The sequence below is a fragment of the Metapseudomonas resinovorans genome, assembly GCF_002003485.1.
In the GTDB taxonomy this organism is placed as follows: domain Bacteria; phylum Pseudomonadota; class Gammaproteobacteria; order Pseudomonadales; family Pseudomonadaceae; genus Metapseudomonas; species Metapseudomonas resinovorans_D.
Genome location: NZ_BDMA01000081.1, coordinates 49,170 through 73,561, shown reverse-complemented (window position 1 = coordinate 73,561; position 24,392 = coordinate 49,170). Strand labels below are relative to the sequence as shown.

26 protein-coding genes are annotated in these 24,392 nt (G+C 63.3%); 11 read left to right on the top strand and 15 right to left on the bottom strand.

Going from position 1 to position 24,392, the window contains the following annotated elements:
• Positions 1-58: 58 nt before the first annotated feature.
• Positions 59-382, bottom strand: a complete 324-nt coding sequence (locus tag MnOB_RS22325; RefSeq protein ID WP_077526420.1) for a carboxymuconolactone decarboxylase family protein — start codon at positions 380-382, stop codon at positions 59-61.
• Between the two features lie 135 nt (positions 383-517).
• Between MnOB_RS22325 and MnOB_RS22320 the strand changes: the two genes are divergently transcribed.
• Positions 518-1,282 (top strand): alpha/beta hydrolase, encoded by a 765-nt coding sequence (locus MnOB_RS22320; protein WP_077526461.1) that lies wholly within the window; start codon positions 518-520, stop codon positions 1,280-1,282.
• Positions 1,283-1,421: 139 nt separating this feature from the next.
• Here MnOB_RS22320 and MnOB_RS22310 read toward each other — a convergent pair whose 3' ends face one another.
• On the bottom strand, positions 1,422-1,736 hold the full coding sequence (locus MnOB_RS22310; protein ID WP_077526419.1) for a putative quinol monooxygenase: 315 nt from the start codon (positions 1,734-1,736) through the stop codon (positions 1,422-1,424).
• A gap of 159 nt (positions 1,737-1,895) precedes the next feature.
• Between MnOB_RS22310 and mdaB the strand changes: the two genes are divergently transcribed.
• A complete protein-coding gene (gene mdaB, locus MnOB_RS22305) occupies positions 1,896-2,486 on the top strand; it encodes an NADPH:quinone oxidoreductase MdaB (protein WP_077526418.1) in 591 nt (196 codons plus the stop codon).
• A gap of 181 nt (positions 2,487-2,667) precedes the next feature.
• Here the strand turns inward: mdaB and MnOB_RS22300 are convergent, their stop codons facing one another.
• From MnOB_RS22300 to MnOB_RS22290, 3 genes are all read right to left on the bottom strand, one after another.
• Positions 2,668-3,510: an FHA domain-containing protein gene (locus tag MnOB_RS22300; RefSeq protein WP_077526417.1), complete on the bottom strand. Its 843-nt coding sequence runs from the start codon at positions 3,508-3,510 to the stop codon at positions 2,668-2,670.
• Positions 3,511-3,585: 75 nt separating this feature from the next.
• On the bottom strand, positions 3,586-5,115 hold the full coding sequence (locus MnOB_RS22295; protein ID WP_077526416.1) for a serine/threonine-protein kinase: 1,530 nt from the start codon (positions 5,113-5,115) through the stop codon (positions 3,586-3,588).
• A gap of 2 nt (positions 5,116-5,117) precedes the next feature.
• Positions 5,118-5,885: a PP2C family protein-serine/threonine phosphatase gene (locus MnOB_RS22290; RefSeq protein WP_077526415.1), complete on the bottom strand. Its 768-nt coding sequence runs from the start codon at positions 5,883-5,885 to the stop codon at positions 5,118-5,120.
• 251 nt (positions 5,886-6,136) lie between these two features.
• Here MnOB_RS22290 and MnOB_RS29390 point away from each other — a divergent pair, with 251 nt between their 5' ends.
• Positions 6,137-6,268 carry a hypothetical protein gene (locus tag MnOB_RS29390; protein WP_265093694.1) on the top strand — a complete coding sequence of 44 codons (132 nt, stop codon included), beginning with the start codon at positions 6,137-6,139 and terminating at the stop codon, positions 6,266-6,268.
• A gap of 59 nt (positions 6,269-6,327) precedes the next feature.
• Here the strand turns inward: MnOB_RS29390 and MnOB_RS22285 are convergent, their stop codons facing one another.
• Positions 6,328-7,200, bottom strand: coding sequence for a universal stress protein (locus MnOB_RS22285; RefSeq protein ID WP_158713846.1), 873 nt, complete (start codon positions 7,198-7,200; stop codon positions 6,328-6,330).
• Positions 7,201-7,436: 236 nt separating this feature from the next.
• Entirely contained in the window at positions 7,437-8,195 is a 759-nt protein-coding gene (locus tag MnOB_RS22280) for an SDR family NAD(P)-dependent oxidoreductase (protein WP_077526411.1), read from the bottom strand.
• A 129-nt stretch (positions 8,196-8,324) separates the two neighbouring features.
• Between MnOB_RS22280 and MnOB_RS22275 the strand changes: the two genes are divergently transcribed.
• Positions 8,325-9,239, top strand: coding sequence for a LysR family transcriptional regulator (locus MnOB_RS22275; protein ID WP_077526409.1), 915 nt, complete (start codon positions 8,325-8,327; stop codon positions 9,237-9,239).
• On the opposite strand, the gene MnOB_RS22270 is transcribed toward MnOB_RS22275, so the two are convergent.
• On the bottom strand, positions 9,227-10,300 hold the full coding sequence (locus tag MnOB_RS22270) for a GGDEF domain-containing protein (protein ID WP_077526407.1): 1,074 nt from the start codon (positions 10,298-10,300) through the stop codon (positions 9,227-9,229). The genes MnOB_RS22275 and MnOB_RS22270 overlap by 13 nt on opposite strands.
• A 637-nt stretch (positions 10,301-10,937) precedes the next feature.
• On the opposite strand from MnOB_RS22270, the gene MnOB_RS22265 reads away from it, so the two are divergent.
• The 3 genes from MnOB_RS22265 to MnOB_RS22255 all read left to right on the top strand — a co-directional run bounded on the left by MnOB_RS22265 (position 10,938) and on the right by MnOB_RS22255 (position 12,165).
• Positions 10,938-11,147: a cold-shock protein gene (locus tag MnOB_RS22265; protein ID WP_069082902.1), complete on the top strand. Its 210-nt coding sequence runs from the start codon at positions 10,938-10,940 to the stop codon at positions 11,145-11,147.
• A gap of 93 nt (positions 11,148-11,240) precedes the next feature.
• On the top strand, positions 11,241-11,420 hold the full coding sequence (locus MnOB_RS22260; RefSeq protein WP_028626729.1) for a hypothetical protein: 180 nt from the start codon (positions 11,241-11,243) through the stop codon (positions 11,418-11,420).
• A 190-nt stretch (positions 11,421-11,610) separates the two neighbouring features.
• The gene (locus tag MnOB_RS22255) at positions 11,611-12,165 is read left to right on the top strand and encodes an NAD/FAD-utilizing enzyme apparently involved in cell division (protein WP_077526405.1); all 555 of its coding nucleotides are present in this window, start codon (positions 11,611-11,613) and stop codon (positions 12,163-12,165) included.
• Positions 12,166-12,226: 61 nt separating this feature from the next.
• Here the strand turns inward: MnOB_RS22255 and MnOB_RS22250 are convergent, their stop codons facing one another.
• Positions 12,227-13,150 carry a LysR substrate-binding domain-containing protein gene (locus MnOB_RS22250; RefSeq protein WP_077526403.1) on the bottom strand — a complete coding sequence of 308 codons (924 nt, stop codon included), beginning with the start codon at positions 13,148-13,150 and terminating at the stop codon, positions 12,227-12,229.
• 127 nt (positions 13,151-13,277) lie between these two features.
• Between MnOB_RS22250 and MnOB_RS22245 the strand changes: the two genes are divergently transcribed.
• Positions 13,278-14,213: a DMT family transporter gene (locus MnOB_RS22245; protein WP_077526401.1), complete on the top strand. Its 936-nt coding sequence runs from the start codon at positions 13,278-13,280 to the stop codon at positions 14,211-14,213.
• 34 nt (positions 14,214-14,247) lie between these two features.
• Here the strand turns inward: MnOB_RS22245 and MnOB_RS22240 are convergent, their stop codons facing one another.
• A complete protein-coding gene (locus MnOB_RS22240) occupies positions 14,248-15,162 on the bottom strand; it encodes a c-type cytochrome domain-containing protein (RefSeq protein WP_077526399.1) in 915 nt (304 codons plus the stop codon).
• Between the two features lie 284 nt (positions 15,163-15,446).
• Here MnOB_RS22240 and MnOB_RS22235 point away from each other — a divergent pair, with 284 nt between their 5' ends.
• Entirely contained in the window at positions 15,447-15,770 is a 324-nt protein-coding gene (locus tag MnOB_RS22235) for a hypothetical protein (protein ID WP_077526398.1), read from the top strand.
• Between the two features lie 46 nt (positions 15,771-15,816).
• Here the strand turns inward: MnOB_RS22235 and MnOB_RS22230 are convergent, their stop codons facing one another.
• Together MnOB_RS22230 and MnOB_RS22225 are read right to left on the bottom strand one after the other, a co-directional pair.
• The gene (locus MnOB_RS22230) at positions 15,817-16,077 is read right to left on the bottom strand and encodes a DUF3509 domain-containing protein (RefSeq protein ID WP_077526397.1); all 261 of its coding nucleotides are present in this window, start codon (positions 16,075-16,077) and stop codon (positions 15,817-15,819) included.
• 256 nt (positions 16,078-16,333) lie between these two features.
• Positions 16,334-17,170 carry a CvfB family protein gene (locus tag MnOB_RS22225; protein ID WP_077526396.1) on the bottom strand — a complete coding sequence of 279 codons (837 nt, stop codon included), beginning with the start codon at positions 17,168-17,170 and terminating at the stop codon, positions 16,334-16,336.
• Between the two features lie 269 nt (positions 17,171-17,439).
• Here MnOB_RS22225 and MnOB_RS22220 point away from each other — a divergent pair, with 269 nt between their 5' ends.
• Positions 17,440-19,773 (top strand): LTA synthase family protein, encoded by a 2,334-nt coding sequence (locus MnOB_RS22220; RefSeq protein ID WP_077526395.1) that lies wholly within the window; start codon positions 17,440-17,442, stop codon positions 19,771-19,773.
• 67 nt (positions 19,774-19,840) lie between these two features.
• On the opposite strand, the gene MnOB_RS22215 is transcribed toward MnOB_RS22220, so the two are convergent.
• A complete protein-coding gene (locus tag MnOB_RS22215) occupies positions 19,841-20,509 on the bottom strand; it encodes a TetR/AcrR family transcriptional regulator (RefSeq protein WP_107504119.1) in 669 nt (222 codons plus the stop codon).
• An 81-nt stretch (positions 20,510-20,590) separates the two neighbouring features.
• Here MnOB_RS22215 and MnOB_RS22210 point away from each other — a divergent pair, with 81 nt between their 5' ends.
• Entirely contained in the window at positions 20,591-21,694 is a 1,104-nt protein-coding gene (locus tag MnOB_RS22210) for a DUF2855 family protein (protein ID WP_077526394.1), read from the top strand.
• A 6-nt stretch (positions 21,695-21,700) separates the two neighbouring features.
• Here MnOB_RS22210 and MnOB_RS22205 read toward each other — a convergent pair whose 3' ends face one another.
• Complete coding sequence (locus tag MnOB_RS22205; protein WP_077526393.1) at positions 21,701-22,993, bottom strand: phospholipase; 1,293 nt, start codon at positions 22,991-22,993, stop codon at positions 21,701-21,703.
• Between the two features lie 170 nt (positions 22,994-23,163).
• A complete protein-coding gene (locus MnOB_RS22200; protein WP_077526392.1) occupies positions 23,164-24,222 on the bottom strand; it encodes an HAD family hydrolase in 1,059 nt (352 codons plus the stop codon).
• Positions 24,223-24,392: the final 170 nt, after the last annotated feature.

The following is a 24,392-nucleotide window of genomic DNA, read 5'->3' as shown; positions in this document are numbered from 1 at the left end:
CGTCCAAACACCGGTGCGCACGGCGCACCCTACCCGCCAGCCGGCGCCCGAGAAGCCCCTACTCCTCACTCTCCAGCACATCGCCCGCCCAGCTCAGGGCGGCGACCACCGTGGGAAAGCCGATGGTGCTGGTCAGCGCGAGCAACGCATGGTGGATATGCGCAGGACTGGCACCGGCCTCCAGCGCCCGTCGCGTATGGCTGTGGACAGCCCCTTCGGAATGGCTCGCCGCCGCCGCGGCGAGCTGGATCAATTGCAGGCTGAGTTCATCCAGGGGGCCGGCCTGGCGTACCACGGCGCCGAGGGTCTCCACCGCCTGGAAATACGCCGGGTGCTGCTTCTTCAGGTGCTTGTAGGTTTCGAGAGCGTGTTTGCGTTCCATGGGGATACCTCGCGTGGGCATGCCCTTTCAGCTTAGGCAAGCTTGCCTCGACTAAGGTGAATGAACCCGCTCCCCCGCAACGAGGACATCCACCTTGTTCGAAAGCCGCCTCACCGACCGCTGTCCGGCCCCAGCATGACGCGTAGCCTGATCGGCGTCGTGCTGCTGGCCATTGCGCTCTACCTGGGAGCGGGCGCACTGCTTTTCGCATTCCAGCGCTCGTTGCTCTATTTTCCGCAGCCCCGCGCCATCGGCGGCCCCGACCGGCTCCTGATGTTGCCGGTGACGGACCAGCAGATCGCCGTCACGGTGCGACCGCTGGCCAGCCCCAAGGCGCTGATCTACTTCGGTGGCAATGCCGAGGATGTGTCACGCAGCCTGCCGGACTTCGCCAAGGCCTTTCCCGATCACGCGCTTTACCTGCTGCATTACAGGGGGTTCGGCGACAGCACCGGCCAACCCACCGAAGCCGCGATCCTGCAGGACGCCCTGGAGCTGTTCGACAAGGTCAGCGCCCTGCACAGCGAAGTGGCCGTGGTCGGCCGCAGCCTCGGGAGCGGCGTGGCCATACACCTCGCCAACCAGCGCCAGGTCGCGCGGCTGGTGCTGGTCACCCCCTACAACAGCATCCTGGAGTTGGCCCAACGGCAATTCCCCATGTTCCCGGTGCGCTGGATGCTCCAGGACAAGTACGAGTCCTGGCGCTACGCACCGGCCATTGCCGTGCCCACCCTGCTGATCGTCGCGGAGCATGACGAGGTGATCCCACGCTGGAGCAGCGAGAAGCTCTTCGCCCAATTCCGTGCGGGAGTGGCGCGGCGAGAGGTGATCCCCGGGACCGGCCACAACGACATTGGCGGCCGGCCGGAGTATCTGAATTTGCTACGAAGCGGAATCTAGGATCTGCACGAAAAGTGCCTGCGCTCGGTGATGCTGCGTTGAAATCGCCCTCAGAATGCTCATTTACAATACGTAAACTGCGCTTCTTCGGCCGATTTCGCCTTGCCTGACCTTCGCTCGACGACTTTTCGTACAAATCCTACGCTCTGGCGGATGAGGGGCTGAGCATGTGGATTTCGCGGACATCGAAGTCCCGCTGCAGGTAATCCATGCGGTTCTCGTGGAAGCGACGCATGTGCGGCAGCGCGCAGTGGCTCTCGAAGGCGGCGCGGCTCTGCCAGACCTCATAGAAGATGAACAGGCCCGTGTCCTGAGCGTCGCGCAGCATGTGGTACTCGACGCAGCCCTCCTCTGCCCGGCTGGGTTCGACATAGGCGCGGAACAGCGCTTCGAACTCGTTGGCTTTCTCGGGACGGGTGTGGGCATGCAGGATGAAGCCGTAGGGCTGGGTCACGGTATTGCCTCGCAAGTGATGTGAGTTTTATCAACCCTATCGCAAAGTATGGCTATCAATTCATGACTTTCCCGCAAGTATCAATTGCTCCCCGACCGGTATTTCCGCGAGGGTGCGACCGGTAGTCTGCCCCCACATCGACTTACGGAGGCTACTGCCATGAAAAAGGTCCTTCTGCTCAACGGCGGCAAGAAATTCGCCCACTCGGACGGCCGCTACAACGCCACCCTGCACGATGCCGCGCTGGCCTTCTTCGACCGCGCCGGCTTCGACGTCAAGGAAACCCAGATCGACGCCGGTTACGACATTGCCGAAGAGGTGCAGAAAATTCTCTGGGCCGACGTGGTGATCTATCAGATGCCCGGCTGGTGGATGGGCGCCCCCTGGACCGTGAAGCGCTATCTGGACGAAGTCTTCACCGAAGGTCACGGCAGCCTCTACGCCAACGACGGCCGCACCCGCTCGGATGCCTCGCAGAAATACGGTAGCGGTGGCCTCATCCACGGCAAGCAATACATGCTGTCGCTGACCTGGAACGCGCCGCAGCAGGCCTTCGACGACCCTACCGACTTCTTCGAGGCCAAGGGCGTGGACGCCGTGTACTTCCCCTTCCACAAGGCCAATCAGTTCCTCGGCATGAGCGCCCTGCCCACCTTCCTCTGCGTGGACGTGATAAAGCAGCCGAACATCGAGGCGGATGTGAAGCGCTATGAAGCGCACCTGGCTGAGGTGTTTGGAACTCAGAAGTAGATCGGTCGGGGCCGAGCACAACGCCGACCTCTTTAGCCCGGGCTGACCGTAGGGTGCGCTGTGCGCACCGACTTCTTCGGCACCCGGTCAAACCGCCGGTGCGCACGGCGCACCCTACGCCATCGGCCTCATCCTGCTAGCCCGAGCATTCGAATCGTCACAAGCTCGAATGAATTCGCCCCTACAGAAGGGCTTTTCGGGCATAGGCCGCCGCTGCAGCGACCGCCAGCACCAGCAGGCCGATCAGCACCTTGTTCGGCGATTGCCGAGCGGTTTCCGTGGGCGCGGCATGTTGCTGTGCTGCTGCGCGGAGCGGATTGGCCACAGGCTGGCGCGCCGCCGGGCGAGGCACCGCGGCCTTGGGAATCTGCGCGACGGGCATGAACAGCGTGGCGTCCTCGTCCACCGCCTGGGGTGCCGCCACTTTGGGACCGATCACCAGCAGGGTTACCGAACCCATGCGAATCTGGTCACCCGGCTGCAACACGGCGGTGCTGACCTTCTGCTGGTTGACGAAAACACCGTTGGCGGAGGCCAGGTCCTTGACCTCCAGCACATCGTCCTTGAGGAAGAACTCGCAGTGCCGGCGCGACAGCTCCTGGTCACTGAAGCACAGCTCGCACTTCACCGAGCGCCCGAAGGTCAGGGAGCCGGTGACGTGGTATTTCTGCCCTTCGTTCTCGCCCTTTATCACCTGCAGGAACCAGCGTGCCGACGCTTGCGCCTTGGGGCGGGCCTTGGCCGGGTCCACCAGCAGGAGCTCGAGCGAGCCAATGCGCACGACGTCATCGGAGCGCAGCTGGAAGCGTGCACCGATGCGCTCGCCATTGACGAAGGTGCCGCCGGGCGTACCGCAATCGCTCAGATAGTACTGGCCGTGGTCCTGGCGGATTTCCGCGTGGAACAGGCTGATCTCCGGTTCGGTCAGGACCAGACTATTACGGCTGTCCTGGCCGATGGTGAAGCGCTCTTCCACCAGCCAGATGGGCGCCTGGCGGTTATCCGCGAAGTGAATCCGTAGCATTTGGGGTCCTTGGAGGCAGGGCACACGGCAATGATAGCTATGTGCCTGCAACCCTGACCTTGCTGGAGTTGGCAGTTAATTGAAGAGGCGGTTCCAGAATTTCTTGATGGGGTTGCTCTCTTCCTGCTGCCGTGCCTGCTGTTGCGGTCGAGTCTGGCGGGTCGCCGCGACCCGCGCGGCCTTGGCCTTGCGTACGCGCTGTTCGTGGACCGCACGAAGTTCGAGCAAGGTCGGGTTCGACGGCGAAACCTGCAGGCCGGCATCGATGTATTCCAGCGCGAGGGAAAATTCGCGGCGGCCATAAGCCTCCTCGCTGTGCTCGACGAAGCGCTGTGCCACCTTCTCCAGTCCGGCCAGCGCCTGTTCGTTGCCCGGCTCCAGGATCAGCGCCTGCTGGTAGTGGAACACCGCGCTGTCCTGCTCGGGCTGGATCAACTGGTCCTCGGCCAGGCGCTGTTCGGCCAGGGCCAGGATGTGCGCGACCCGCGCGGCAAGCACACGCTGCAAGCCATCACCGGCCTTGGCATTGTCGTTGTCCAGGCGCAGCACTTCATGGAAATAGAAGTCGGCATTGTCGGCTGCCGGCTCCATCAGCCTGCCTTCGGCCAGGCGCTGTTCCCCCAGTTCCAGCAGGTCCGCGATCTTCATGCGCAGCACCACGTAGTAGCCGCCGCCGCTGGAAACTGCCAGTAGCATCAGGCCGGCCAGGCCCCAAAGCAGGCCACGGTAGCTACGGCCCGCCGCTGAACGTTTCGCCGACGCGTCAAGCTGCACCGCGGGTGCGATGCGGGTGAAATCGAGGTCGAGGTCGCACAGCTCCGTCAGGCTTTCCAGCAGCACCCGGCAATCGGCGAAGCGCTCTTCCGGCTCCTTGGCGAGCATGCGATCGATCAGGTGCTGGTAGTCGGACAACCCACGGCGCAGCAAGGGCGGGTCCATCTGCACGTGATTGAGCACGGTATCGGCGTAGCTGGCGCCGCGATAAGGGTTCTCGCCGGTCAGCAGCTCCAGCAGGATCACCCCCAGGCTGTAGATATCGCTGCGGGCATCCAGCGGCTGGCACTGGGCCTGCTCCGGGCTGCTGTAGGCCGGGCTGCCGACGGCGACGTTGAACTGGGTCAGTTCGGTGTCGAGTTCGAGGTCCTTGGCGATGCCGAAATCGGTGAGCACCGCCGTGCCATCGTCGCGGAAGAGGATGTTGGCCGGTTTGATGTCGCGGTGGATCAGCCCCTTGTCGTGGACCACTGCCAGGGCGCTGGCGATCTGCCGGACGATGCGCAGGGCTTCGAGGGGCTCAAGCACGTGGCCCTTGTGGCGGCCGAGATCGCCACCGGAAAGGAACTCCATGGCGAGATAGGGCCGTCCGTCGGGCAGGCGGTCGATCGCGTGGATGGTGACGATGGACGGATGGTGCAAGGACGCCAGCGTGCGCGCCTCCCTGACGAAACGGTCTACCAGCGTTTCGTCGTCCAGCCGGTCCAGCACCTTCACCGCGACCTTGCGATTGAGGGACTCCTGGGTGGCGAGGTAGACCTCGGCCATCCCGCCTTTGCCCAGGCGTCCGTGCACGAGATAGCCGGGGATATCGAGAAGGTTGTCGTTCATGTTCAGGGTCTTCGGGATTTGAGCAACCGGCTCAGGAACGAATTGGACCTGCTTGCCGGCAAAGAGGTTTCCGGCTGCATCAGGCCGATCACGATGCAAGAGATATTGTCCCGACCGCCGGCATCACAAGCCTGTTCCAGCAATTGCGCCACCAGGTCGTCGAGGGTTTCCGCGCGGGCGCACTGGGCCTGGATCTGTTCGTCGTCCAGTTCGCCACTCAAGCCGTCGCTGCACAGCAGCAGCAATTCGCCCGGCGCCAGGGTGCCATGCACGCGACCAACTTCAAGGTCCTGGTGGACCTGGCCGAGGCACTGGGTCACGACATTACGCCGGGGATGCTGGCGAGCCTGTAGCGGGGTCAGTTCGCCGGCGTCCACCAGGGCCTGCACCAGACTGTGGTCATGGCTGAGGCGCACGATACCAGCGGCACTCACCTGATAAGCGCGGCTGTCGCCAGCCCAGACCAGGTCGAACGCGGGGCCGTCGAACTTCACCGCGACCAGGGTGGTGCCCATACCGGAGCCACCTGCCGCCGCGACGACGGCCGCGTGGGCGAGCTGCACCGCAGCCTCGAGGTCCTGCCCGGCGGCAGTCGCGTCCCGCAGCGTGGAAACCGCCACCGCGCTGGCCACTTCGCCGCGCTGGTGGCCGCCCATGCCGTCGGCCACGGCCCAGAGCCCCAGTTGCGGGGCGCAGAGCAGTGCGTCTTCGTTGTGTTCACGCACGCAGCCGGTGATGGACTGCGCGGCGTATCCCAGTCGTTCGGGCATTGGGCTCTCGGTTGCCGGCCAGCGTTGGTCCCGCATGATGCGGCGGCGGCCGGTCGCTGTCACCGCCCGGTGGATGAAGTGTTAAGCAGTCGAGCATTTGTCCGGCCATGCAATGGCCCGCCAGGCGGCTATGCTGACTTCATCGGTTCCGTAAACCAACAGGCTCGTGCAGCCCAGGAGGTGGTAATGGCCATTGAGCGCTTCAAGGCAGGGATGCGCTGATCCATTCACCCTCTAGCGGAGTAACCATCATGAGCAAAGGTCTCGATGCAAAACGCGCGGCAAAGAAAAAGCCGCAAAAGACCCTATTGGAAAAACGATCTGCCAAGCGCAGCAAGAAAACCGGCGGTGGCCTGCTCGGCGCCCATGCACCGAATCCTTGAGTCACCCAGCGCAACGAAGACGCCCTCCTCAATGGAGGGCGTCGTCTTTTCGGGTTCGATCAAGCGGCACGATGGCCGTCGGGCGCCGTTTCTTCCTGTAGAGCGGCATTCGCTTTGATGACCAGCAGATCACCCTCCAGCCGATCCAGCACGGCTTCGGCGGTGTTACCCACCAGCGCCCCAGCCAAGCCCTGGCGGGCGACAGTCCCCAGCACGGTCAGTCCGGCCCCGAGTTCATTGGCAATCCGCGGTATCAAGCTGCGGGCAGGGCCTTCGCCAAGATGCAGGCAGTGCTCGGGCAGCTCGTATTCCTCCATGAACCAGCGGCATTGCTCATGGCAATGGCCGGCGATGACCTGATCGAGGGTCTGCTGCGGATCGGCCTGGGGCAGCAGGGTCGGTGAATAGGCGCTCACCACATGCAGGCTGGCGCCGAACAGTCCACTGAGGAAGTTGGCGTGCTCCATGACATTGCCCTGCAACGCGACGTGTGCCGTGTCCTGGTGCTCGACATCCATGCCGGCGAGCACGGTGCCGCCTTCCCAGACCCGACCACCCCGAATCAGCAGCAGCGGCGTCGGAACCTGTCGTAACAGGTGCCAGTCGTCGGGGGTCATCAACAGTTGGCTCAGGCGTCCAGCGGGGCGGTGTTGCTTGATCACCAGGTCGCACAACTGGGCACGGCAGGTTTCCAGGATGGCATTGCTCGCGCGCGAGAATTCCACCCGAGCCACCGCCCCCCGAGCATGCACACCCGAGCGCAGGAGCCCGACCAGGTACTGGTCGAGCACCCCGGAGGAGCTGTCGCTGGGATCGCACAGCAGCAGGTGGAGCGCGGCGCCGAGCTTCTGGGCGAGTTGCAGTCCCCGCTCAAGGGCCTCGGACTCGGAGTCCAGGGGGATGACAACGAGGATCTTCTTTACCGAACGCATGGCAATCGTCCTCCTGTTGCTGAAACGCCAGTGCGGACTGATCTCTAACAGCCGGGACATGGGACGAACGTGTGGCAGCCCAGCCGCCGTAGCCGCCACGGCTTAGGAGTATGACCGCCCTCCCTCACCCGGCAAGGCAGGTCATCGCAGAGCAAAGTCCGATTGGTTCCTGGCCAAGTCCGAGAAGGCATAAGCCTTCAATGCCTGACTGCCGTCGAAACGCGGCCGGCTTACTCTCAAAGGAACATCCCGCCCGAAGCTTCCACCCGTTGCCCGTTGATCCAGCGACCCGCGTCGGAGAGCAGCATGGCCACGGCTGCGCCAATATCTTCCGGGAGACCTACGCGGCCCAGGGCGGTATTGCCGGCGATGAAGGCGTTGACCTGGGAGTTGTCACGCACCACTCCGCCGCCGAAATCGGTCTCGATGGCACCCGGTGCCAGCACATTCACGGAAATGCCGCGTGCACCCAACTCCTTGGCCTGGTAGCGGGTCAGCACTTCGATGCCGCCTTTCATTGCCGCGTAGGCGGCATAGCCCGGCAGTGCGAAGCGCGCCAGTCCCGTGGAGATATTCAGGATGCGTCCGCCGTCGGCGATCAGCGGCAGGAGTTTCTGGGTGAGGAAGAACGGCCCCTTGAGCTGGACGTTCACCAGCTGGTCGAACTGCTCCTCGGTGGTTTCGGCAAAGCTGGCATGGATGCCGATGCCCGCGTTGTTCACCAGGAAGTCGAAATCGTCGCGGCCGAACTCGGCCTTCAGCAGGCGTCCCAGGCTGGCGACGAAGGCGTCGAAGGTGGCGCTCTTGCTCACGTCCAGCTGGAGCATGGCGGCATGTCCGCCGAGGTCCATGATTTCGCGGCTGAGGGATTCGGCGTCCTCCAGCTTGCTGTGGTACGTGCCGATGATGTCGATGCCCTGGGCCGCCAGGTGCTGCGCCATGCTTTTGCCGAGGCCGCGGCTGGCGCCGGTGATGAGTGCGATCTTGCGGGTCATTGCAGTGCTCCTGGTTGCAGGTAGTGGATGTGGTGAGGAGCTTATTGTCCGGACAAATACCGATAAATAATCTGTAATCGGAATTACTGATCGCCCATAACGAACAATCCGGAGGGAGGCGCCACACGGATGAACAAGCTGGAGCTACTGAAAACCTTCGTACGGGTCAGCGAGCTGTCAAGTTTCACCCAGGCCGCCGACAGCCTCGGCCTGCCCCGCTCTACCGTGTCCGACCAGATTCAGGCGCTGGAGGAACTCATCGGTACGCGCCTGCTGCAACGCACCACGCGCAAGGTGCGGGCGACCCAGGACGGCTTGTTGTTGTATGAGCGTAGCCGCGAGTTGCTGGCGCAGATGGATGAACTGGAGGGCTTGTTCCGCCAGGACGTCACAGCGTTGTCCGGCCGCATCCGGGTGGACATGCCCACCGTCCTGGCGCGCAAGGTGGTGATGCCACGCCTGACAGAATTCACCGGCCTGCACCCGGGCGTTGAACTGGAAGTCAGCAGCACGGACCGACGAGTGGACCTGGTGCGCGAGGGCTTCGACCTGGTGCTGCGCGTTGGACCGTTGCTGGACACGTCGCTAGTGGCGCGCCCCCTTGGAGCATTCCCGATGGTCAATGTCGCCAGCCGCGCCTACCTCGCCGCCCACGGTGTACCGCGCTCGCTGGAGGATCTGGCGCACCATCGGCTGGTGCACTACGTGTCGGTATTGGGCAGCCGGCCAGCGGGCTTCGAGTACCTGGCCAGCGGCAGGCTGCATTACCTGCCCATGGCCGGCAGTGTGACGGTAAACAATGCCGAGGCTTACAGCGCCGCCTGCCTGGGCGGGCTGGGGCTGATCCAGGTGCCTTTGCATGGCGTGCGCGAACTCCTCGAAAGCGGCGAACTGGTGGCGCTCCTGCCCCAGTTCCAGGCGCCGCCACTGGAAGTGACCCTGCTCTATGCTCACCGCCGGCTACCCCGACGCGTACGCGCCTTCATGGACTGGCTGGAACAGGTGGTTGAGGGCCAGACCGCGCCCGTCTCTCAGGGAGAGTAGGTACAGCGGTTGCGGCCGTTGTGCTTGGAGTCGTAGAGGGCCTGGTCGGCCTTGATGAGGGCCTGGTTGAGACTGTCGCCGGCATCCAACCTGCCCAGACCGATGCTGATCGTCACCGGGTGGGCCGTCGGGGCTTCCCGCACTGTTGCCAGGAGTACCTGCATGCGCCGCTGGACCTCGTCGGGCGTGATGTCCCAGAGGTAGACACCAAATTCTTCGCCACCCAGCCGGGCGAATTCGAACTCACCCAGCACCTCGCGAATATTGCCGGCCACCCGTTGCAGCACTTCGTCGCCTATGTCGTGCCCGTAGCTGTCGTTGACCTTCTTGAAGTAGTCGATATCCACCATGGCCAGGTAGCGCATCTGGTCGGCGGCGCTCGCCTCCAGGCGGGAGGCGGTACGGGTCATGAAGGCGCGTCGATTGGGGATCTGCGTCAACGCGTCGATATAGGCCTGCTCCATCAACAGCTTGGCCATCAGGTAGTTGTGGAGCTTGCCCTGACGCAGACGCACGTATGTGTACGAGGTGATCGAGGCAAAAAAGAGTACGTAGAACAGGATCAACGTGCCCTTCAGTTCGAGCACCGGAATGCCACCGGCGAAAGGATTGAGCAGTACCCAGGTCAGCGCCTGCACGAAGAAGAAGCTGTAATTGTTGTGCGGCAGCACCGCGGCGAAGAAGACCACGCTGGAGGCGGTCAGGGTCAGCCAGAGCGGCTGCTGGTCATCAGGAATGCCCTCGATCACCAGCTGTGCGCTGACGCAGTAGAGGGTCACGTAGACCAGATTGAGCACGTAGAAATGCCAGGCCTTGCGAATCAGCGGGACACACGCGGTCAGGCCGATGAGCACGACAAGCAGCGCAATGGACCTGAACGTGAAGCCCTGCCCGCCCTCGAAGCTCACCACCAGGTCGAACAGAAACCAGAGCACGATGCTGACGCCCAGTACCAGCACGCAGAACGTGCGCAGTCGCTCGAAGTCGTACTGCTGGAACTCGGCCTTGAGTTCGGCCGTAACGGCCAGATGCGATAACTGGGATTCGACGGCGCGGAACATGGGGCCCTCCGATGGCGACTTAAGCAGCCTAGTTCAGCCGTGGAAAGGCGATAGCGCGGAAATCGACCTCCTCTCGGGAGCCCGAATGGTAGGAGCGAGCTTGCTCGCGAAAAGCCTTGCACCGGGCTGTTCGCGAGCAAGCTCGCTCCTACAGATGGGTTGCGGTATCGCCTTTCAAGGCGTGAGCAAGGTTTGCCCCAGGGACGGTAACGGAAGAAGAAGACCGCGTCCGGGTGGCAGCCCATGGCACGAGAGGGCTCGCGCCCGGCCATGTCCTAGTTCAACCATGCGCCGCATGGCGCCGGCCTATGTGCCGCCGGGCCAGACGCCGCAGAAGCCCTATGCGGAGTTTCCCGGCGTGGAGTGATGGGTGTGCGGCGGCGCCGCACCATTCGTCGGCCGATCCTTGCGTCATTACGGATGGGTTGCCCGGACGTCCTGATCGGACGGCTGGCGAATAAAAGGTTAGGCATTCCTCGAAAGCACAGGTATTGTGTCGAGCGCTGTGATGCATGTGTCACCGGAAAACGGTCTGTACTTTAGCGGTCCCTTTTTCATCGGTTGCCGATTCTCTGCACTCAGTGACAGGCTGGAACGTTCCAGCCCAGCAATAACTCAGTTTCTAGGAGACATTCCAATGTCCGAGCGCCAAACCGGCACCGTCAAGTGGTTCAACGATGAAAAGGGCTTCGGCTTCATTACCACCGATAACGGTCCCGATCTGTTCGTTCACTACCGTTCTATCCAAAGCGCCGGCTTCAAAAGCCTGAAGGAAGGCCAGAAGGTCTCCTTCATCGCTGTGCAGGGCCAGAAAGGCCTGCAAGCCGACGAAGTGCAAGTGCTGTAAGCACAAGCCGATAAAAGAACCGGCCTTCGGGCCGGTTTTTTTTTCAGTCGTTCCAAATGGCCGACCTTCGGCCATCACGTACAGAGAAGTGATATGCGCATCAAGACCTCCCACAGCAGCACCCCCAAGCCGCCGGCAGCCACCACCAGCAGCGAAGCCCTGGAAGCGCAGATTGCCGCCTTCCTGAACAAGGGTGGCGAGATCCAGGAAATCGCCAAGGGCGTCAGCGCCCAGGTCGCGCCGAGCCGCCATATCCGCATCGGCAACAAGTAAGTCCCTCTGGGCGCCCTGGGGCGGACAGGTGCCAGACCTGCCGCCCGGCGTCACCGCTCCGTCCTGCCGATGGGCGGATGCCGCTTGCAATGAATCTCGCCCGACTAAACTTCCCCACAGGCCGAATGCGGCCGGAAACCGGGGGTAACGGTCGGATGGGGGCCGGCGTCAGCCAGCTGGGAGGTGTCCCATGCAGCGGCACTACTACATAAGCGACAATCTCAAAGACCTGGAAAGGGTCGAAGACGAGCTCGAAGCCCAAGGCATCGACCACGAGCAGATCCATGTGCTCAGTGATCGCGATGCCGACGTCGAGCATTACCAGCTCCACGACGTCTCCTCCGTGATGAAGCGCGACATGGTGCATTCCGGAATGATCGGCGTCGGCATCGGCGTGGCCCTGGCGGCCATGGTGATGCTGGTGGCCTGGTTCAGCGGCTGGACCGGTACCGCCGCCGGCTGGATTCCCTTCATTTTCCTCGCGATCGCCCTGTTCGGCTTCAGCGTCTGGGAAGGCAGCCTGTTCGGGATACAGACACCCAATGCCGTCGTGAAACGCTTCCAGCGCACGCTGGAGGAAGGCAAGCATGTGTTCTTCGTCGACGTGAAGCCTACCCAGGAACCGATTCTCGCCCGCGTCGTCAGCCACCATCCGATGCTCAGGACCGCCGGCATGGGCCAGGCCACGCCAGACTGGGCCGAGAACCTGCAACACCGCCTTCATCAATTGCGCAAGATGATGTAGCAGCACCTCGCGGCGGCGGATGCAACGCCCAGCGTCATCCGCCGCTTCACACCACTTCCCTTCAGCCCTGATCCGGCACGGTGCTGGCTCGCGCCTCAGCCAATAACCAGTCGATCAGGCGACGCACCTTTTCCGGCGGTGGCGACCGGCGGCTCCATGCCAGCCGATAGGCCCAGGGCGTCGGCAGGCGACACCCCTCGCCGAAGGGCAGCACCAGCCGCCCGTTGGCAATGTCGTCGCAGGCCAGGGCCGTTGATCCCAGGGCAAACCCCTGCCCGCTCACCGCCCCCTGGATGGCATGGCCGATCAGGCCAAAACGCATCCCTCCCCTGACCGGCCCCGGCTCGCCGACAAAGGTGGCGAACCAGTCTTCCCAGCTCGGCAGATGCAGGTTGGCGGTGTTTTTCCAGTGGGTGTGGATAAGTCGTGCGCCCAGCATGTCCCGTGGCTCGCGTATAGGGCCGAACTGTTCCAGGTACGTCGGACTGCAGACGGGGAAAAACTCCTCGAGAAACAGCAACTCGCTGGCGGGCATGGGTGTTTCGGTAGTGGTGAAGCGGATGGCGAGGGTGGCCTCGCCCCGCTCGAGGTCCACCAGTTGCTCGGTGGCCTCGAGGCTGAGGGTGATGTCCGGGTTGCTGGCGGCGAACTGGTTGAGCCGACGCATCAGCCAATGGCTGGCAATCGACGGCGCACAGGTGATGTGGATAGGGCCCTCGTCCTGGCCACGCAGTTCGTCGGCACCGCGGGTGAGCAACTCGAAGGCCTGGGTAACGGTGGCGGCCAGGCGATGACCATTGTCATTGAGCGTGACGGTGTTGCGCGTGCGGTCGAAGAGAGTCACGCCCAGCTCGCTCTCCAGCAGGCGGATCTGGCGGCTCACCGCTCCCGGGGTCACGGAAAGCTCCTGGGCGGCCTCGGTGAAATTGCGGCTGCGGGCGGCGACCTCGAAGGTGCGCAAGGCGATGAGCGAAGGAAGACGCATGGCGAGTTCGCTTTGAGTTCTAGTCAAAGCATGATGACAAATCATCGTTTGAATGCAAGGCGCCGAAGGACCGATCCTGCGCCCATTGGCGGCCTCTGCCGCGCCCCTCTGCCTTGCGAGTCGAACGATGAAACCCTCCCGCCTTCCCCTGGACTGGTTCGCCTGCGGACTGATGTTCGTCCTCTGCATCTGCTGGGGTTTCCAGCAGGTGGCGATCAAGCTGACGATCGACGACGTGCCTTCCATCCTGCAGCTGGCCGTCCGCTCCGGCGGAGCGGCCCTGGTGCTGGGCGCGCTGGTGCTGTGGAAAGAAGGTCGCGGCGCCTTCACCGACGGAACCCTGCTGCCCGGCATCGCCGTCGGCACGTTGTTCGCGCTGGAATTCCTGTTCATCGGCGAAGGCCTCAACCACACCAGCGCCTCGCACCTGTCGGTGTTCCTCTATACCGCGCCCATGTTCGCGGCCCTTGGCCTACACCTGATGCTGCCGGAGGAACGCCTCTCCCCCGTGCAATGGCTCGGCGTCATGGTGGCCTTCGGCGGCATTGCCACCGCCTTCCTCGGCCAGCCCTCCGACGCACCCGGCAACGTACTGCTGGGTGATGCATATGCCCTGTGCGGCGCCGCAGCCTGGGGTGCCACGACCCTGGTGATCCGTGGTTCGTCGCTGTCCGAGGCCAACCCGGTGAAAACCCTCTTCTACCAGTTGTTCGGCGCAGTCCTGCTGCTGACCGTCGTGGCCTTCAGCACCGGCAAGACCGACATGCAGCTGACCCAGAAGGCAGTCATCAGCCTTGCCTTCCAGGTGGTGGTGATCGCGCTCATCAGCTACCTCGCCTGGTTCTGGCTGCTGCGCCGCTACCTGGCCACCCGTCTGTCGGTGCTGTCCTTCATGACCCCATTGTTCGGCGTGACCTTCGGCGTGCTGGTACTGGGAGAGACGATCGACCTGTCATTTGCCATCGGTGCCACCCTGGTGCTGGGCGGCATCGTGCTGGTCAGCGGAGCGGAGCTGCTGCGCGGTCGCCGGCAGCGCAAGTTATCGACGCCTTCCGAGGCCTGATCGATCGAGGGGTAACGCAACTGCGAGACGGTGATCAGCGCCGACGGATACGATCGACCAGCACCCGTCCATCCTGTCCCCAGCGCCCGCGCACTTCCACGACGTCCCCGACGCCCGGCGACTTGTCGATCCGGGTGCCGGGGCCGACCACCAGCTGTAGCGAATCCAAGGTCCAACCTTCCCCCAGCACACCCTGCAGCCGAACCCGCGACCCCACCGGGCTGGGCGCCGGCTGGCCGGTGTCATCGCGGGCACCTTGATCGATCCAGTCGACGATCAACTGGACTTCCTCATCGCTGAGAAAGGGCGGCCCGTCATAGGGCATCTGCGGCTGCGACTGGCCACGGATACGCCGCACCAGCTCACTGGCGCCCGAAGCGCCGGGCACCACGCGCACGCGTTCATGGCGATCGAGGATGGCGGCGTAGGAGTTCAGCAGCAGGCCTTCCGGAGCCGAGCCCATCAGGCCGTAGGCGGAATGACATTTGACGCAGCGGCTGGCGAAGATCGGCGCCACATGCTCGTAGGTCACCGGCTGCCCCTCTGATGGGCGCAGTAATGGCGCAGGCCTGGCGGTGGCATCCGCCGGCCGGCTGCCGGCTTGCAATCCACCGGCTATCCAGTCCTCGACCAGAGTGATCTCGGCATCGCTCAGAAAAGGCGGCCCGGTCATCGGCATGCGCGGCTGGCTCTGTCCCTTGAGACGCCGGATCAGCTCGCTGTTGGCGGGATCACCACTGACCACCACCTGACGGATGCTGCTGCCCTTGAGAAGCTCGTCCAGGCTTGTCAGGCGCAGGCCGAGTGGCGCCGCATCGCCGGCATGGCACATCACGCAGCGCGCCTGGAGGATGGGCTGGATATCGTCGAAGCTCACATCCTGCGCCAGGACCAAGGCCGGCGCCAGCATCAGCGAGCAGAGTTTGACCAGCCCCAGGACCTTGCCCATTTCGACCTCGCATCAGCATGGCTTGCCTCGCTAAGCCTAGTGAAACAACGTTCATTACGCTGTCGCGGGGAACCCCGCCCCAATCCGCCGGTCAGTCTATTCGAGGCCGGCGTGTGCCGACCCCAAGCCCCGGGCTCTGTTCAGTCGCCGCTGTGGACCCCGGGGCTTTCACCTGCGCGAAAGGTCAGAAACGTCCGTATACAGATTTGCCTGATTGGCTGGTTTCCTCAGAGCCTGCCGTAGGCAATGATGGCGGCCGCGTGTCGTAACTGGAGAAACATCGCATGAAACCTGCCCCCCGCCTCACCGCCCTGCTGCTTGGCGCCGGCCTGCTGGCCAGCCTCGCCGGCTGCGACCTGGCCGAGGAATCCGCCAACAAGCTGGCGGAGAAAGCCGAGGCGGCCGCCCAGGAAATCGCCCGGGAAGCCATCGGCGAAGCGGTAAACGAATTGAACAAGCAAGTGGACCAGGCCCAGGCCTCGGCGAAGGAGCTGCTGGGAGAACCGAAAAAGGACGAAGCCCGCGACGAGCAACCGCGCGCGCCATCGAACAGGAATGAGGGCCAGGAAGAAGACGCCATGCTGCCACCCTCCGGCGTCGAGACCTGATCCCTGGCGAGTTCGGCCGCGATTTCCCTGTCGCGGCCTACCGGCCTCAGGCGCGCAGATAGCGCGGCAAGGGCTTTCTGTGAAGCACCTTCAATGACTCCACCGGCGGAACTTCGCCGTGCTCCAGTGCCAGGTCGCGCTGGAGCGTGCTGACCAGCCAATCCAGTTGCGCCGTCGCCGCCACCACGCGCTGGAAGAATTTCCCCTCGCGCTCGAGCGTCAACACGAAGCCCCCATCGGGTCGAGGCTTGGTGCTCAATTCGTATTCCGGAAAGGCGCCGATCAGCTTGTCAAAATCCAGATCCATGTCTTCTCTCCCAGAAAAATGATTGCTCCTGCACCCCAGTTTGCAGCGTGCATGCCAGCGCTATGACAACGGAAACGCCAAATAAATCAGTCGGTTGCAATATTTTTGAACAGATTTTTCCATGCATTGCGCACGATCTGGGGGAATTGCAGCGTGCAACTTGCAAGAACTTTGAAATGCAAAACCCCCGGCGGGAGCGAACTCCGAACCGGGGGTTTTGTATTCAAGGCCGCGGCAGACGCGGCCTCCAGGGTATTCAGAGCAGCTCGATGCGATCGTCTTCGATGCGGATCAGACCCTGCTTGAAGAGGCCACCGATAGCCTTCTTGAAATTGCCCTTGCTGGCGCCGAAGCGCTGGCTGATCAGTTCCGGCGGGCTCTTGTCGGAAAGCTTCAGGACCCCGCCTTCGGCGCGCAATGCCGCGATGATCTGCTCACCAAGGCCGCTGACAGCCTCCACCCCCACCGGTTGCAAGCTCAGGCTGATCTTGCCATCCGGGCGAATCTCCCGGATGTAGCCCTTTTCACGCATGCCGTTGCGCACGAACTTGAAGACCTCGTTCTTGTGCAGCAGACCCCAGTGCTTGCCATCGATGATGGCCTTGAAGCCCAGATCGGTCTTCTCAACCACCAGCAGGTCCACTTCCTGGCCCGGCTTGTAGTGGGGTGGCGTGGTGTCCAGGTAGCGATCCAGGCGCGCGGTGGCAGTGACGCGGCGGGTACGTTTATCGAGGTAGACGTGCACCACCGCGTAGTCGCCGACTTGCAGCGGGCGCTTCTCTTCCGAGTGGGGCAGCAGCAGGTCCTTGGGCAGGCCCCAGTCGAGGAACAGGCCGACGCGATTGATCTCCACCACCTTGAGGCTGGCGAAACCGCCGACCTGCACCTTGGGTTTGAGGGTGGTCGCCACCGGGCGGTCTTCGCTGTCCAGATAGAGGAAGACATTCAGCCAGTCGCCCACCTCGGTGGGTTCGTCCTTGGGCACGTAGCGTTTGGGCAGGAGGATTTCGCCGTCCGGGCCGCCGTCCAGGTACAAACCGAAGTCGGTGTGCTTGGCCACCTGAAGTGAATTGAAACGCCCGATAAGTGCCATCTTCGCAACCTCTGTAAGTCGAGGCGGCATTCTACCTGCTGGCTGACCTGCGGACCACGAGTGCCGCAGCCTGGAGCAGATACCACGAAGCTCGGGAACACAGCCTTTCATCGCCCGATGCATTGTAGAGGGCGTCCTGAATTTTCATTCTGCAAAACTGTCTACTGGTCGCTAGCACAACGATGTTTCAGAATCATGTCTTCGCAAGCGCGATCCATGTATTCCGGCATCAATCGATGGATTCTCACTGTCACATCTCAGGAGTTCCTGTGCGCCCATTCAGCCGTTGGCTGTCGCAGTCCCTTTCGCTCGCAACACTTGGCGTGCTTTTCCTGGTGATTCCCCTCACCAGCCGCTACTGGCTGGGCTGGTCCAATCCCTTCGGCTACCTCTCCGACCTCGCATTCGGCAGTTTCCTGATCGTGCTGCTTTACGGTCGCTCGCTGTTGCTGGCACTCCCGCTGATGCTGCTCTGGAGCGCGATGATCCTCGGCAATGCCGAGCTGATCGGCGCCGTGGGGCGCATGCCGGAAACCAGTGACCTCAAATACCTGCTCGACCCGCAGTTCGTCAGCCACTCGACCCAGGGTGGCGGCATCACCCACCCGTACCTGGGCCTGGCGCTGGGTGCCAGCCTGCTGGCCTGCTTGCTGTGCTGGCGGCGCCGGCACCGTCCGCTGAACTGGAAGTGGTTCGCCACGCCGGCCGCCTTGCTGATGGGGCACGTCACCCTGCAGTCCGTGCAGCCCAGCGACGCCGACCAGTGGAAACAATTCAACCTGCCGCACAAGCTGATGGCCAGCGCAGTGAATGTCGGCCAGTTGGCCGTCGAGGACTGGCTCGACGGCGACAAGCCCGACGTTCCGCCGGACATTGCCGGACTGGCGCGCCTGGACCTCGACGGCACGCCGCTGCTCTCGGGCCCCGGCCGTGCGCGCAACGTCCTGGTGATCACCCTGGAAGGCATCCCCGGTGCCTACATCGCTGCCAACCGCGCCGCGATCAACAGCAGCTACCAGGATTCGCTGATGCCCAAGCTCAGTGCCTGGGCCGAGCGCGCCATGACCACGCCCGACTACGTGCTGCACAGTCACCAGACCATCCGCGGCCTGTACGCCATGCTCTGCGGTGACTACAGCAAGCTGGACTCGGGCACGCCCAAGGGCCTGGAACTGCTGAACAATCCCGCCCGGGCCAAGGCCTGCCTGCCCGCGCAAATGCGCCAGCACGGCTTCAGCACCCACTTCCTCCAGGGTGCCGGGCTGCGCTTCATGGCCAAAGACAAGATCATGCCGCAGATGGGCTTCGACAAGACCCTTGGACGCGACTGGTTCCGCAACAAGGCCTATCTGGAATTCCCCTGGGGCATGGATGACAAGTCCTTCTTCGAAGGCGCGCAGACCTACGTGAAGCAACTGCGCCAGCAGAAGAAGCCGTGGATGCTCACGCTGCTCACCGTCGGCACCCACCAGCCCTACTCCGCTCCGGTCGAATACCTGATGCGCTATCCGGACTCCAAGAAGGCGGCTATCGCCTACCTGGACGACGCGGTGGATGCGTTCCTCACCGGTCTGGAGAAACAGGGCGTCCTTAAGAACACCCTGGTGATCGTCACCTCCGATGAATCCCACGGCATCGAGAACGTTCGCCTCGCCTCGGCGTGGGGCTTCAACCTGGTGCTGGCTCCCGAGCAGGCCTCGCTGCCTCCGATCAAGAGCGGTGTGTACGGGCATGTCGACCTGACCGCCTCGATACTCGATTACTTCGGCTATCGGTTGCCACAGAACCTGTCCGGCCGCTCGCTGTTCCGCGACTACGAAACGGGCCGCGAGATCATGTCCTATACCAACGGCAAGCTGCGCTACCACGACGGCAAGCAGACCTTCACCGAGTGCGACTTCCGCCAGGTCTGCCGGCGCTACCAGAGCGAGGGTTTTATCGCCGACGAGGCCCGCTACCAGGGCAGCTTCAGCGGCAAGAAGGCCCGCCTGGTGTCCCAGCGCGCAGCGTTGCTCGACCAGTCGCTACAAGGCGGCAACCTCGGCCAGGAATACCAGTTCGCCACCCGCGAGCGCATTCGCCTGAAAGAGAAGGCCAAGGACGACTGGGCCGACAACCTGATCGGCGCCCAATACATGGAACTGCCGAAGGACAGCCGGACCAGTGTGCAAATGACCATCAAGGTCGTGCGCATGGACAAGCAAGGCGCCCAGTTGCGCCTGAAAGCCAAGGAGTTCGAGCGTGATGTGACACTGCCGATTCCGGAGATGCCGCTGCTGAAACAGGGCAAGCCGCTCAAGGTCAAATTCGCCTTCGACAACCCCGAAGCGCGCAAGGCCTTCTCCTTCCACCTCCTGGCCGAAGGCCGAGGGGTAATCGAGATCAGCGACTTCCGGGTCAGCACCGAACCGCTGCCGCCGCCCACCCAGGCCGTCGACAGCAATGGCCAGGTCGCTCAGAAGCGCCCGCTGCACCCCATTACCACCCTCTTTGGCCTGCTGGCGCGTCAACAGGATGCAATGGAGAGTGAACTGGAGAATCCGGGCGAAGAGCGCGCTGTGCTGCCGGAAAGCACCGAACTGCGGTTGCAGCAGTATCACTGAGCGGCGGATTTGAGCTCACACAAAAAGGGCGGCTTGGCCGCCCTTCTTTCGTCTGGCCCCTTTGGGTTCAGGTCGGAGCCTGTGGCGCCGCTTCCGACTCGGCGCGCGCCGTTTCCATCAGGATGCGCGCGCAGCAAAGCTCTTCCATCTCCAGCAGCCAGGCCTCTACCTGCTGTGCCGTCAGCTGCGCGGTGAGTCCGTAACGGCGCCCGCCCCATACGGCTACGAACAGTGCATCAATACTTTCCGGACGCGGCTGGCGCGGCATATCGGAACAGGCGGCCACCGCTTCGCGCCACTTGCCCGCCACCTCCTGATACACCCGCTGGTGGTGCCAGGGTTCAGCGATGAGGCGCTCCAGCTCCATCAACTCGGTATCGAAGAAGGGCCTCGCCTGCTCCTGCGAATGGCCGCAGGAGAGCCGCACCAGACGGCGTACACGGGTCTGCCAATCGACGCCCGTCGCCAGCACCACTTCGCGCTCCAGACGCTGCAGGAGCAGGTCGAGCTGATGGCGGATATAGCCTGACAGCAGGGCTTCCTTACTGGGGAAGTAGTCGTAGAGCGTGCCCACGGCAACGCCGGTTTCCAGGGCGACGGCGCGGGTAGTCACGCCGTTCCAGCCGCGCTGGCGAAGAATCCGAACGAAGGCTTCGTAGATGGCCTCCACCGTGAATCGGGCGCGGGCCTGTGAGGGCCGCTTGAGCGGCTTGTTGCGGGGCTTTGCGGACTCCATGGATCTCTCTTGCGGTTTCCGAACCCGAGCTGAAGGGGCTCTTGCTAGCCTGTTCCAACCCCACCGAACCTGGAGCCGGAAATGTCGAATCGCAGCACAGTATCACGCCTGTTCACCCGCAAGGGCGCCCTTGATCAGACCCGCCTGGTGCAACAGGAAGAAAGCCTGGAAGCCGCCGACGGGGAGATCGTCCTGCGCCTGGACCTGTTCTCCCTCACCACCAACAACATCACCTATGCCGCCTTCGGCGACTCCATGCAGTACTGGCATTTCTTCCCCACGCACGAAGAAGGCTGGGGTCATATGCCGGTGTGGGGTTTTGCTGACGTGCTCGATTCGAAAGTAGCGGGCATCGAGATCGGCGAGCGTTTCTACGGCTACTTCCCCATCGCCAGCCATGTCCGCATGCAACCGGAGCGAGTCACGCCACGGGGCTTCTACGATGGCGCCGAACACCGCCGATCCCTCACCTCGGCCTACAACCAGTACACGCGCTGCAGTTGGGACAGCTACTACAGCCCCGACACCGAGGCGCTGCAGATCCTGCTCAAGCCGCTGTTCCTGACCTCGTCCATGCTGGCGGACTTCCTCGACGACAACGACCTGTTCGGCGCTCGCCAGGTAGTGTTTTCCAGCGCCTCCAGCAAAACCGCCTATGGCACCGCCGCCTGCCTCGGACGCCAGGCAGGGCGTCATCTGGTCGCCATGACATCTTCCCGCAACAGCGACTTTGTCGAAGGCCTCGGCTGCTACCAGCAGAGCTGCACCTACGACCGGCTGGAAAGCCTGGCGACCGACCTGCCAACCCTCTACGTCGACTTTTCCGGCGACCTCGCACTGCGTACCCGCGTACACCAGCACTTTGGTCCGAACCTGGTGTACAGCTGCTTCGCCGGCTCCGCGCAAACCCCGGAAGCCAACGCGCTGAGCTGCCCCGTGGGTCCGCAACCCGAGTTCTTCTTCGCGCCGGTGCAGATCCGCAAGCGCAACGCTGAGTGGGGACCGGAACAGGTCAGCCGGCACATCGGCGAGGGGCTGGTGGATTTCTACCAGCAGGTCAGCCGCCCGCCCCGCCCCTGGCTACGGGTGGTGGAAGGCCAGGGTTACGAAGCGGCGCAGGAGCTGATCGCCAACCTTTTCCATGGCCGCGTAGCCGCAGACGAGGGCCATGTGATCCGCCTCTGAGGCGGATCAGGGCAAGGTCGCGCGGGTGGCGTTGCGGCTGTGTGCGCCAAAGTGGCGGATCAGTCGCACCAGTATCTGGTTGAGCTGGACGTCCTCTGGCAGCGGTGCGAGCTGGTTGCCCTGGCTGAACCCAACCTGCGACTGACCACTCGCCAGCCAGTGGGCGATGCGCTCGTCGAAATCATCGGCGACATCGTAGGACTCCTGGGACACCACCAACCGCAGGGATTCCCCATCGAAGCTCGGGTAATCAGCGTCGGTACGGGTGTCGGCATAAGCGCGCAGCAACGGGTTGTCGTTGCTGCCTTCGCGCAGCAGCTTGCGTAGCCAGTCGGCCTGGTACTGCTCCACCTCGGTATGCCGGTTGGCCACCTGCTCGATGGCCGCGAGCTTGTCGCTGTCCAGTCCAACCGCGGCCTTCAGGGCGACCCAGAACAACCGGAGCGTGCCGTGCCCCGGCAAGGCCTTGGCGTGATAGGGCTGGGTGAGGTCCTGGATGTAATGCAGACCCCAGCCGAGGAAGCGATAGCCCCAGTACGGGTGGCCGCTCTCGAAGGCGAAGCGCGCCAGCCCGAGGTACTGGTAGACCCGTACCTCGGGATAGGTGCGTGCCAGGTACGGTGCGGCCCGGTAGATGAGTTCGTCTTCGTGGTAGTAGCCGATGTGGAACGGCGCCTGGGACGAGAATTCGAATCGGGCATCGCCGAAGGGCTGCTTGCCGAAGTTGTAGCGGGCGCCGACTTCGCCGGGGTTGTCGCTGAACAGATTGATGTCATGGCCGTAGTCCGGCTCATCCGCAGCGCTGGCGACCACCGCCAGGGCCGGCAAGGATTCGCCGGGCTGCACCTGGTAGAAACGCCATTCGCGCCACAGGCTGAGCTTGCGGAACACCAGCACGTCGGACGCATCGAGCGGCGTTCGTCCGCTCCAGTCCATGCCAGGCAGCGCCTGGACGAAGTACGCCAGCTTGATCTCCGGGTTTACCCGCAGCGCCATGAGGAAGGCCTTGCGATGGTCGCCACCATGGGTCGGGATCCAACGCAGGTCGTCAGGGCGAGCCGGGTAATTCGCGAGGGTTTCCTGGAAGAACTCCTCCTGCTCGTCCAGCAATTGCTCGAGGGCCACACCCTCCTCTTCCAGGAAGGATTCCAGGCTCTCCACCGGCACGGGCGGCGCATCCTTGATCTGTGGCAGGCCTGCCAGCGCCAGGGCGGTGCCCAAGGCATGGTTGGACCAGGCCATGGCGGCGGATGGCAAGCCGACGAGGCTCAGGCTGAGGGCGAGCGCCAGGTACTTCATCGATCACTCCGTGACTGGATTTCGAGCAAGGCCCGGCAGCGTAGCAGCCATGCCACACGGCTTCACTGTCCAGCCGGGACAGCGGGACTCACCAATCAAGCCGACAGGAATGACTCTAGTGCATGAAACGAAACGGCCGCCTGAAGGCGGCCGTTTCGCGGGGCCGTCTACTACTGGATCTCTTCAGGCACCACCACCACCCAGTTCTTGTCCGCCGTCACCGGCAGTCCCTGCTTGGCCTGGGCTTCGGCATTGCGCTTCTGCATGGCGGTGATCTGGTCCATGTACTTGGCCTTGCGGTTGACCCACACGTTGATGCCGCCTTTGGCCACGTCGGTGCCGTGGAACATCATGTAGCCGTCGCTGATGGGGGTATCGCCGGCAGCCAGGATGGGCTTCTTCCACTCATCGATGTAGGTGAGGATCGCCGCGTACTTGCCCGACATCCAGGTCGCGGGGGTCCACAGATAGGGCGTCAGCTCCAGATCGAGGTTGGCCTTCTCGTCATACTTGCCATCGGTGATCTGCTTGCGGCTAGTGGTCACGGCACCGCTCTTGCGGTCCTTCAACAGGGTAGTGACGCCGATGACGTTCTGCGGTTTGACGTTGTAGCCGTACTTCGGGTCCGAGGCGACCATGCGCACCAGCTCTTCGAGCGCGGCGGTGATGATGTACACCTCGATACCGTTCTCGCTGAGCTTGTTCATCAGCTCCTTCTGCCCGGTGAAGATCTTCGGCGGGTTGATCTCGATGGTCTTCACCGCATCCCCTTCGTAATAGGTCGCGGGGATCGGCTTGCCATAGGCCATCAGTTCGTCGACGTAGCCTTTCAGCTCACGCAGGGTGAAACCGGAGAACACCTGGGCGACCCACGGATAGCAGACCAGGTCGTCGACTTCGCAGAGGCGGTAGTAATAGCTGTTCAGGCTTTCCTTGTGCCCATTGACGTCCTTGAACGGGATCAGCTTGAGCGAAGGGTCGAGCTTCTCGCGGGTGAGCACGCCCTTCATCTCCAGGAACGGCAGCAGGGACTCCTCCAGGTCATAGCGATAGCTCGTGTTATCCATGTCGAACACGGCGAAGTTGCCCTGGTTGGCATGCTTGGCGATCAGCGCATCCAACTGCCTGGCGGCCGGTTCCGGCCAGTGTTTCAACTCGGTAGCGGCCTGGGCGGTACTGGCCAGGCCGATGGACAGCACGACGGACATCAGTGTCTTGGCGATCTTCATCTTCTTGTTCCCTTGATGATTTGCGTGAGCGTGAGGAAGCCCCGAACCCTGCTTCGCCGCCGAACCTAGCAAAGGCCCTGGACGCGACCCGCATCAGAACGACCTCCAGCGTCCTCATCGCGCCATCCGATCAGCCGTGGGAATAATGCTGGATTCAGTCGCCCTCGCCC

Excerpts from the sequence above, each read along its gene's own strand:
- MnOB_RS22225 (WP_077526396.1), bottom strand. The coding sequence starts at position 17,170 with ATGGCACTTATCGGGCGTTTCAATTCACTTCAGGTGGCCAAGCACACC.
- MnOB_RS22250 (WP_077526403.1), bottom strand. The coding sequence starts at position 13,150 with ATGCGTCTTCCTTCGCTCATCGCCTTGCGCACCTTCGAGGTCGCCGCC.
- MnOB_RS22240 (WP_077526399.1), bottom strand. The coding sequence starts at position 15,162 with ATGGGCAAGGTCCTGGGGCTGGTCAAACTCTGCTCGCTGATGCTGGCG.
- MnOB_RS29390 (WP_265093694.1), top strand. The coding sequence starts at position 6,137 with ATGAGCAAAGGTCTCGATGCAAAACGCGCGGCAAAGAAAAAGCCGCAA.
- MnOB_RS22280 (WP_077526411.1), bottom strand. The coding sequence starts at position 8,195 with ATGACCCGCAAGATCGCACTCATCACCGGCGCCAGCCGCGGCCTCGGC.
- MnOB_RS22295 (WP_077526416.1), bottom strand. The coding sequence starts at position 5,115 with ATGAACGACAACCTTCTCGATATCCCCGGCTATCTCGTGCACGGACGC.
- MnOB_RS22265 (WP_069082902.1), top strand. The coding sequence starts at position 10,938 with ATGTCCGAGCGCCAAACCGGCACCGTCAAGTGGTTCAACGATGAAAAG.
- mdaB (WP_077526418.1), top strand. The coding sequence starts at position 1,896 with ATGAAAAAGGTCCTTCTGCTCAACGGCGGCAAGAAATTCGCCCACTCG.
- MnOB_RS22255 (WP_077526405.1), top strand. The coding sequence starts at position 11,611 with ATGCAGCGGCACTACTACATAAGCGACAATCTCAAAGACCTGGAAAGG.
- MnOB_RS22245 (WP_077526401.1), top strand. The coding sequence starts at position 13,278 with ATGAAACCCTCCCGCCTTCCCCTGGACTGGTTCGCCTGCGGACTGATG.
- MnOB_RS22200 (WP_077526392.1), bottom strand. The coding sequence starts at position 24,222 with ATGAAGATCGCCAAGACACTGATGTCCGTCGTGCTGTCCATCGGCCTG.
- MnOB_RS22230 (WP_077526397.1), bottom strand. The coding sequence starts at position 16,077 with ATGGATCTGGATTTTGACAAGCTGATCGGCGCCTTTCCGGAATACGAA.
- MnOB_RS22215 (WP_107504119.1), bottom strand. The coding sequence starts at position 20,509 with ATGGAGTCCGCAAAGCCCCGCAACAAGCCGCTCAAGCGGCCCTCACAG.
- MnOB_RS22285 (WP_158713846.1), bottom strand. The coding sequence starts at position 7,200 with ATGCGTTCGGTAAAGAAGATCCTCGTTGTCATCCCCCTGGACTCCGAG.
- MnOB_RS22290 (WP_077526415.1), bottom strand. The coding sequence starts at position 5,885 with ATGCCCGAACGACTGGGATACGCCGCGCAGTCCATCACCGGCTGCGTG.
- MnOB_RS22320 (WP_077526461.1), top strand. The coding sequence starts at position 518 with ATGACGCGTAGCCTGATCGGCGTCGTGCTGCTGGCCATTGCGCTCTAC.
- MnOB_RS22205 (WP_077526393.1), bottom strand. The coding sequence starts at position 22,993 with ATGAAGTACCTGGCGCTCGCCCTCAGCCTGAGCCTCGTCGGCTTGCCA.
- MnOB_RS22235 (WP_077526398.1), top strand. The coding sequence starts at position 15,447 with ATGAAACCTGCCCCCCGCCTCACCGCCCTGCTGCTTGGCGCCGGCCTG.
- MnOB_RS22275 (WP_077526409.1), top strand. The coding sequence starts at position 8,325 with ATGAACAAGCTGGAGCTACTGAAAACCTTCGTACGGGTCAGCGAGCTG.
- MnOB_RS22300 (WP_077526417.1), bottom strand. The coding sequence starts at position 3,510 with ATGCTACGGATTCACTTCGCGGATAACCGCCAGGCGCCCATCTGGCTG.
- MnOB_RS22325 (WP_077526420.1), bottom strand. The coding sequence starts at position 382 with ATGGAACGCAAACACGCTCTCGAAACCTACAAGCACCTGAAGAAGCAG.
- MnOB_RS22210 (WP_077526394.1), top strand. The coding sequence starts at position 20,591 with ATGTCGAATCGCAGCACAGTATCACGCCTGTTCACCCGCAAGGGCGCC.
- MnOB_RS22260 (WP_028626729.1), top strand. The coding sequence starts at position 11,241 with ATGCGCATCAAGACCTCCCACAGCAGCACCCCCAAGCCGCCGGCAGCC.
- MnOB_RS22270 (WP_077526407.1), bottom strand. The coding sequence starts at position 10,300 with ATGTTCCGCGCCGTCGAATCCCAGTTATCGCATCTGGCCGTTACGGCC.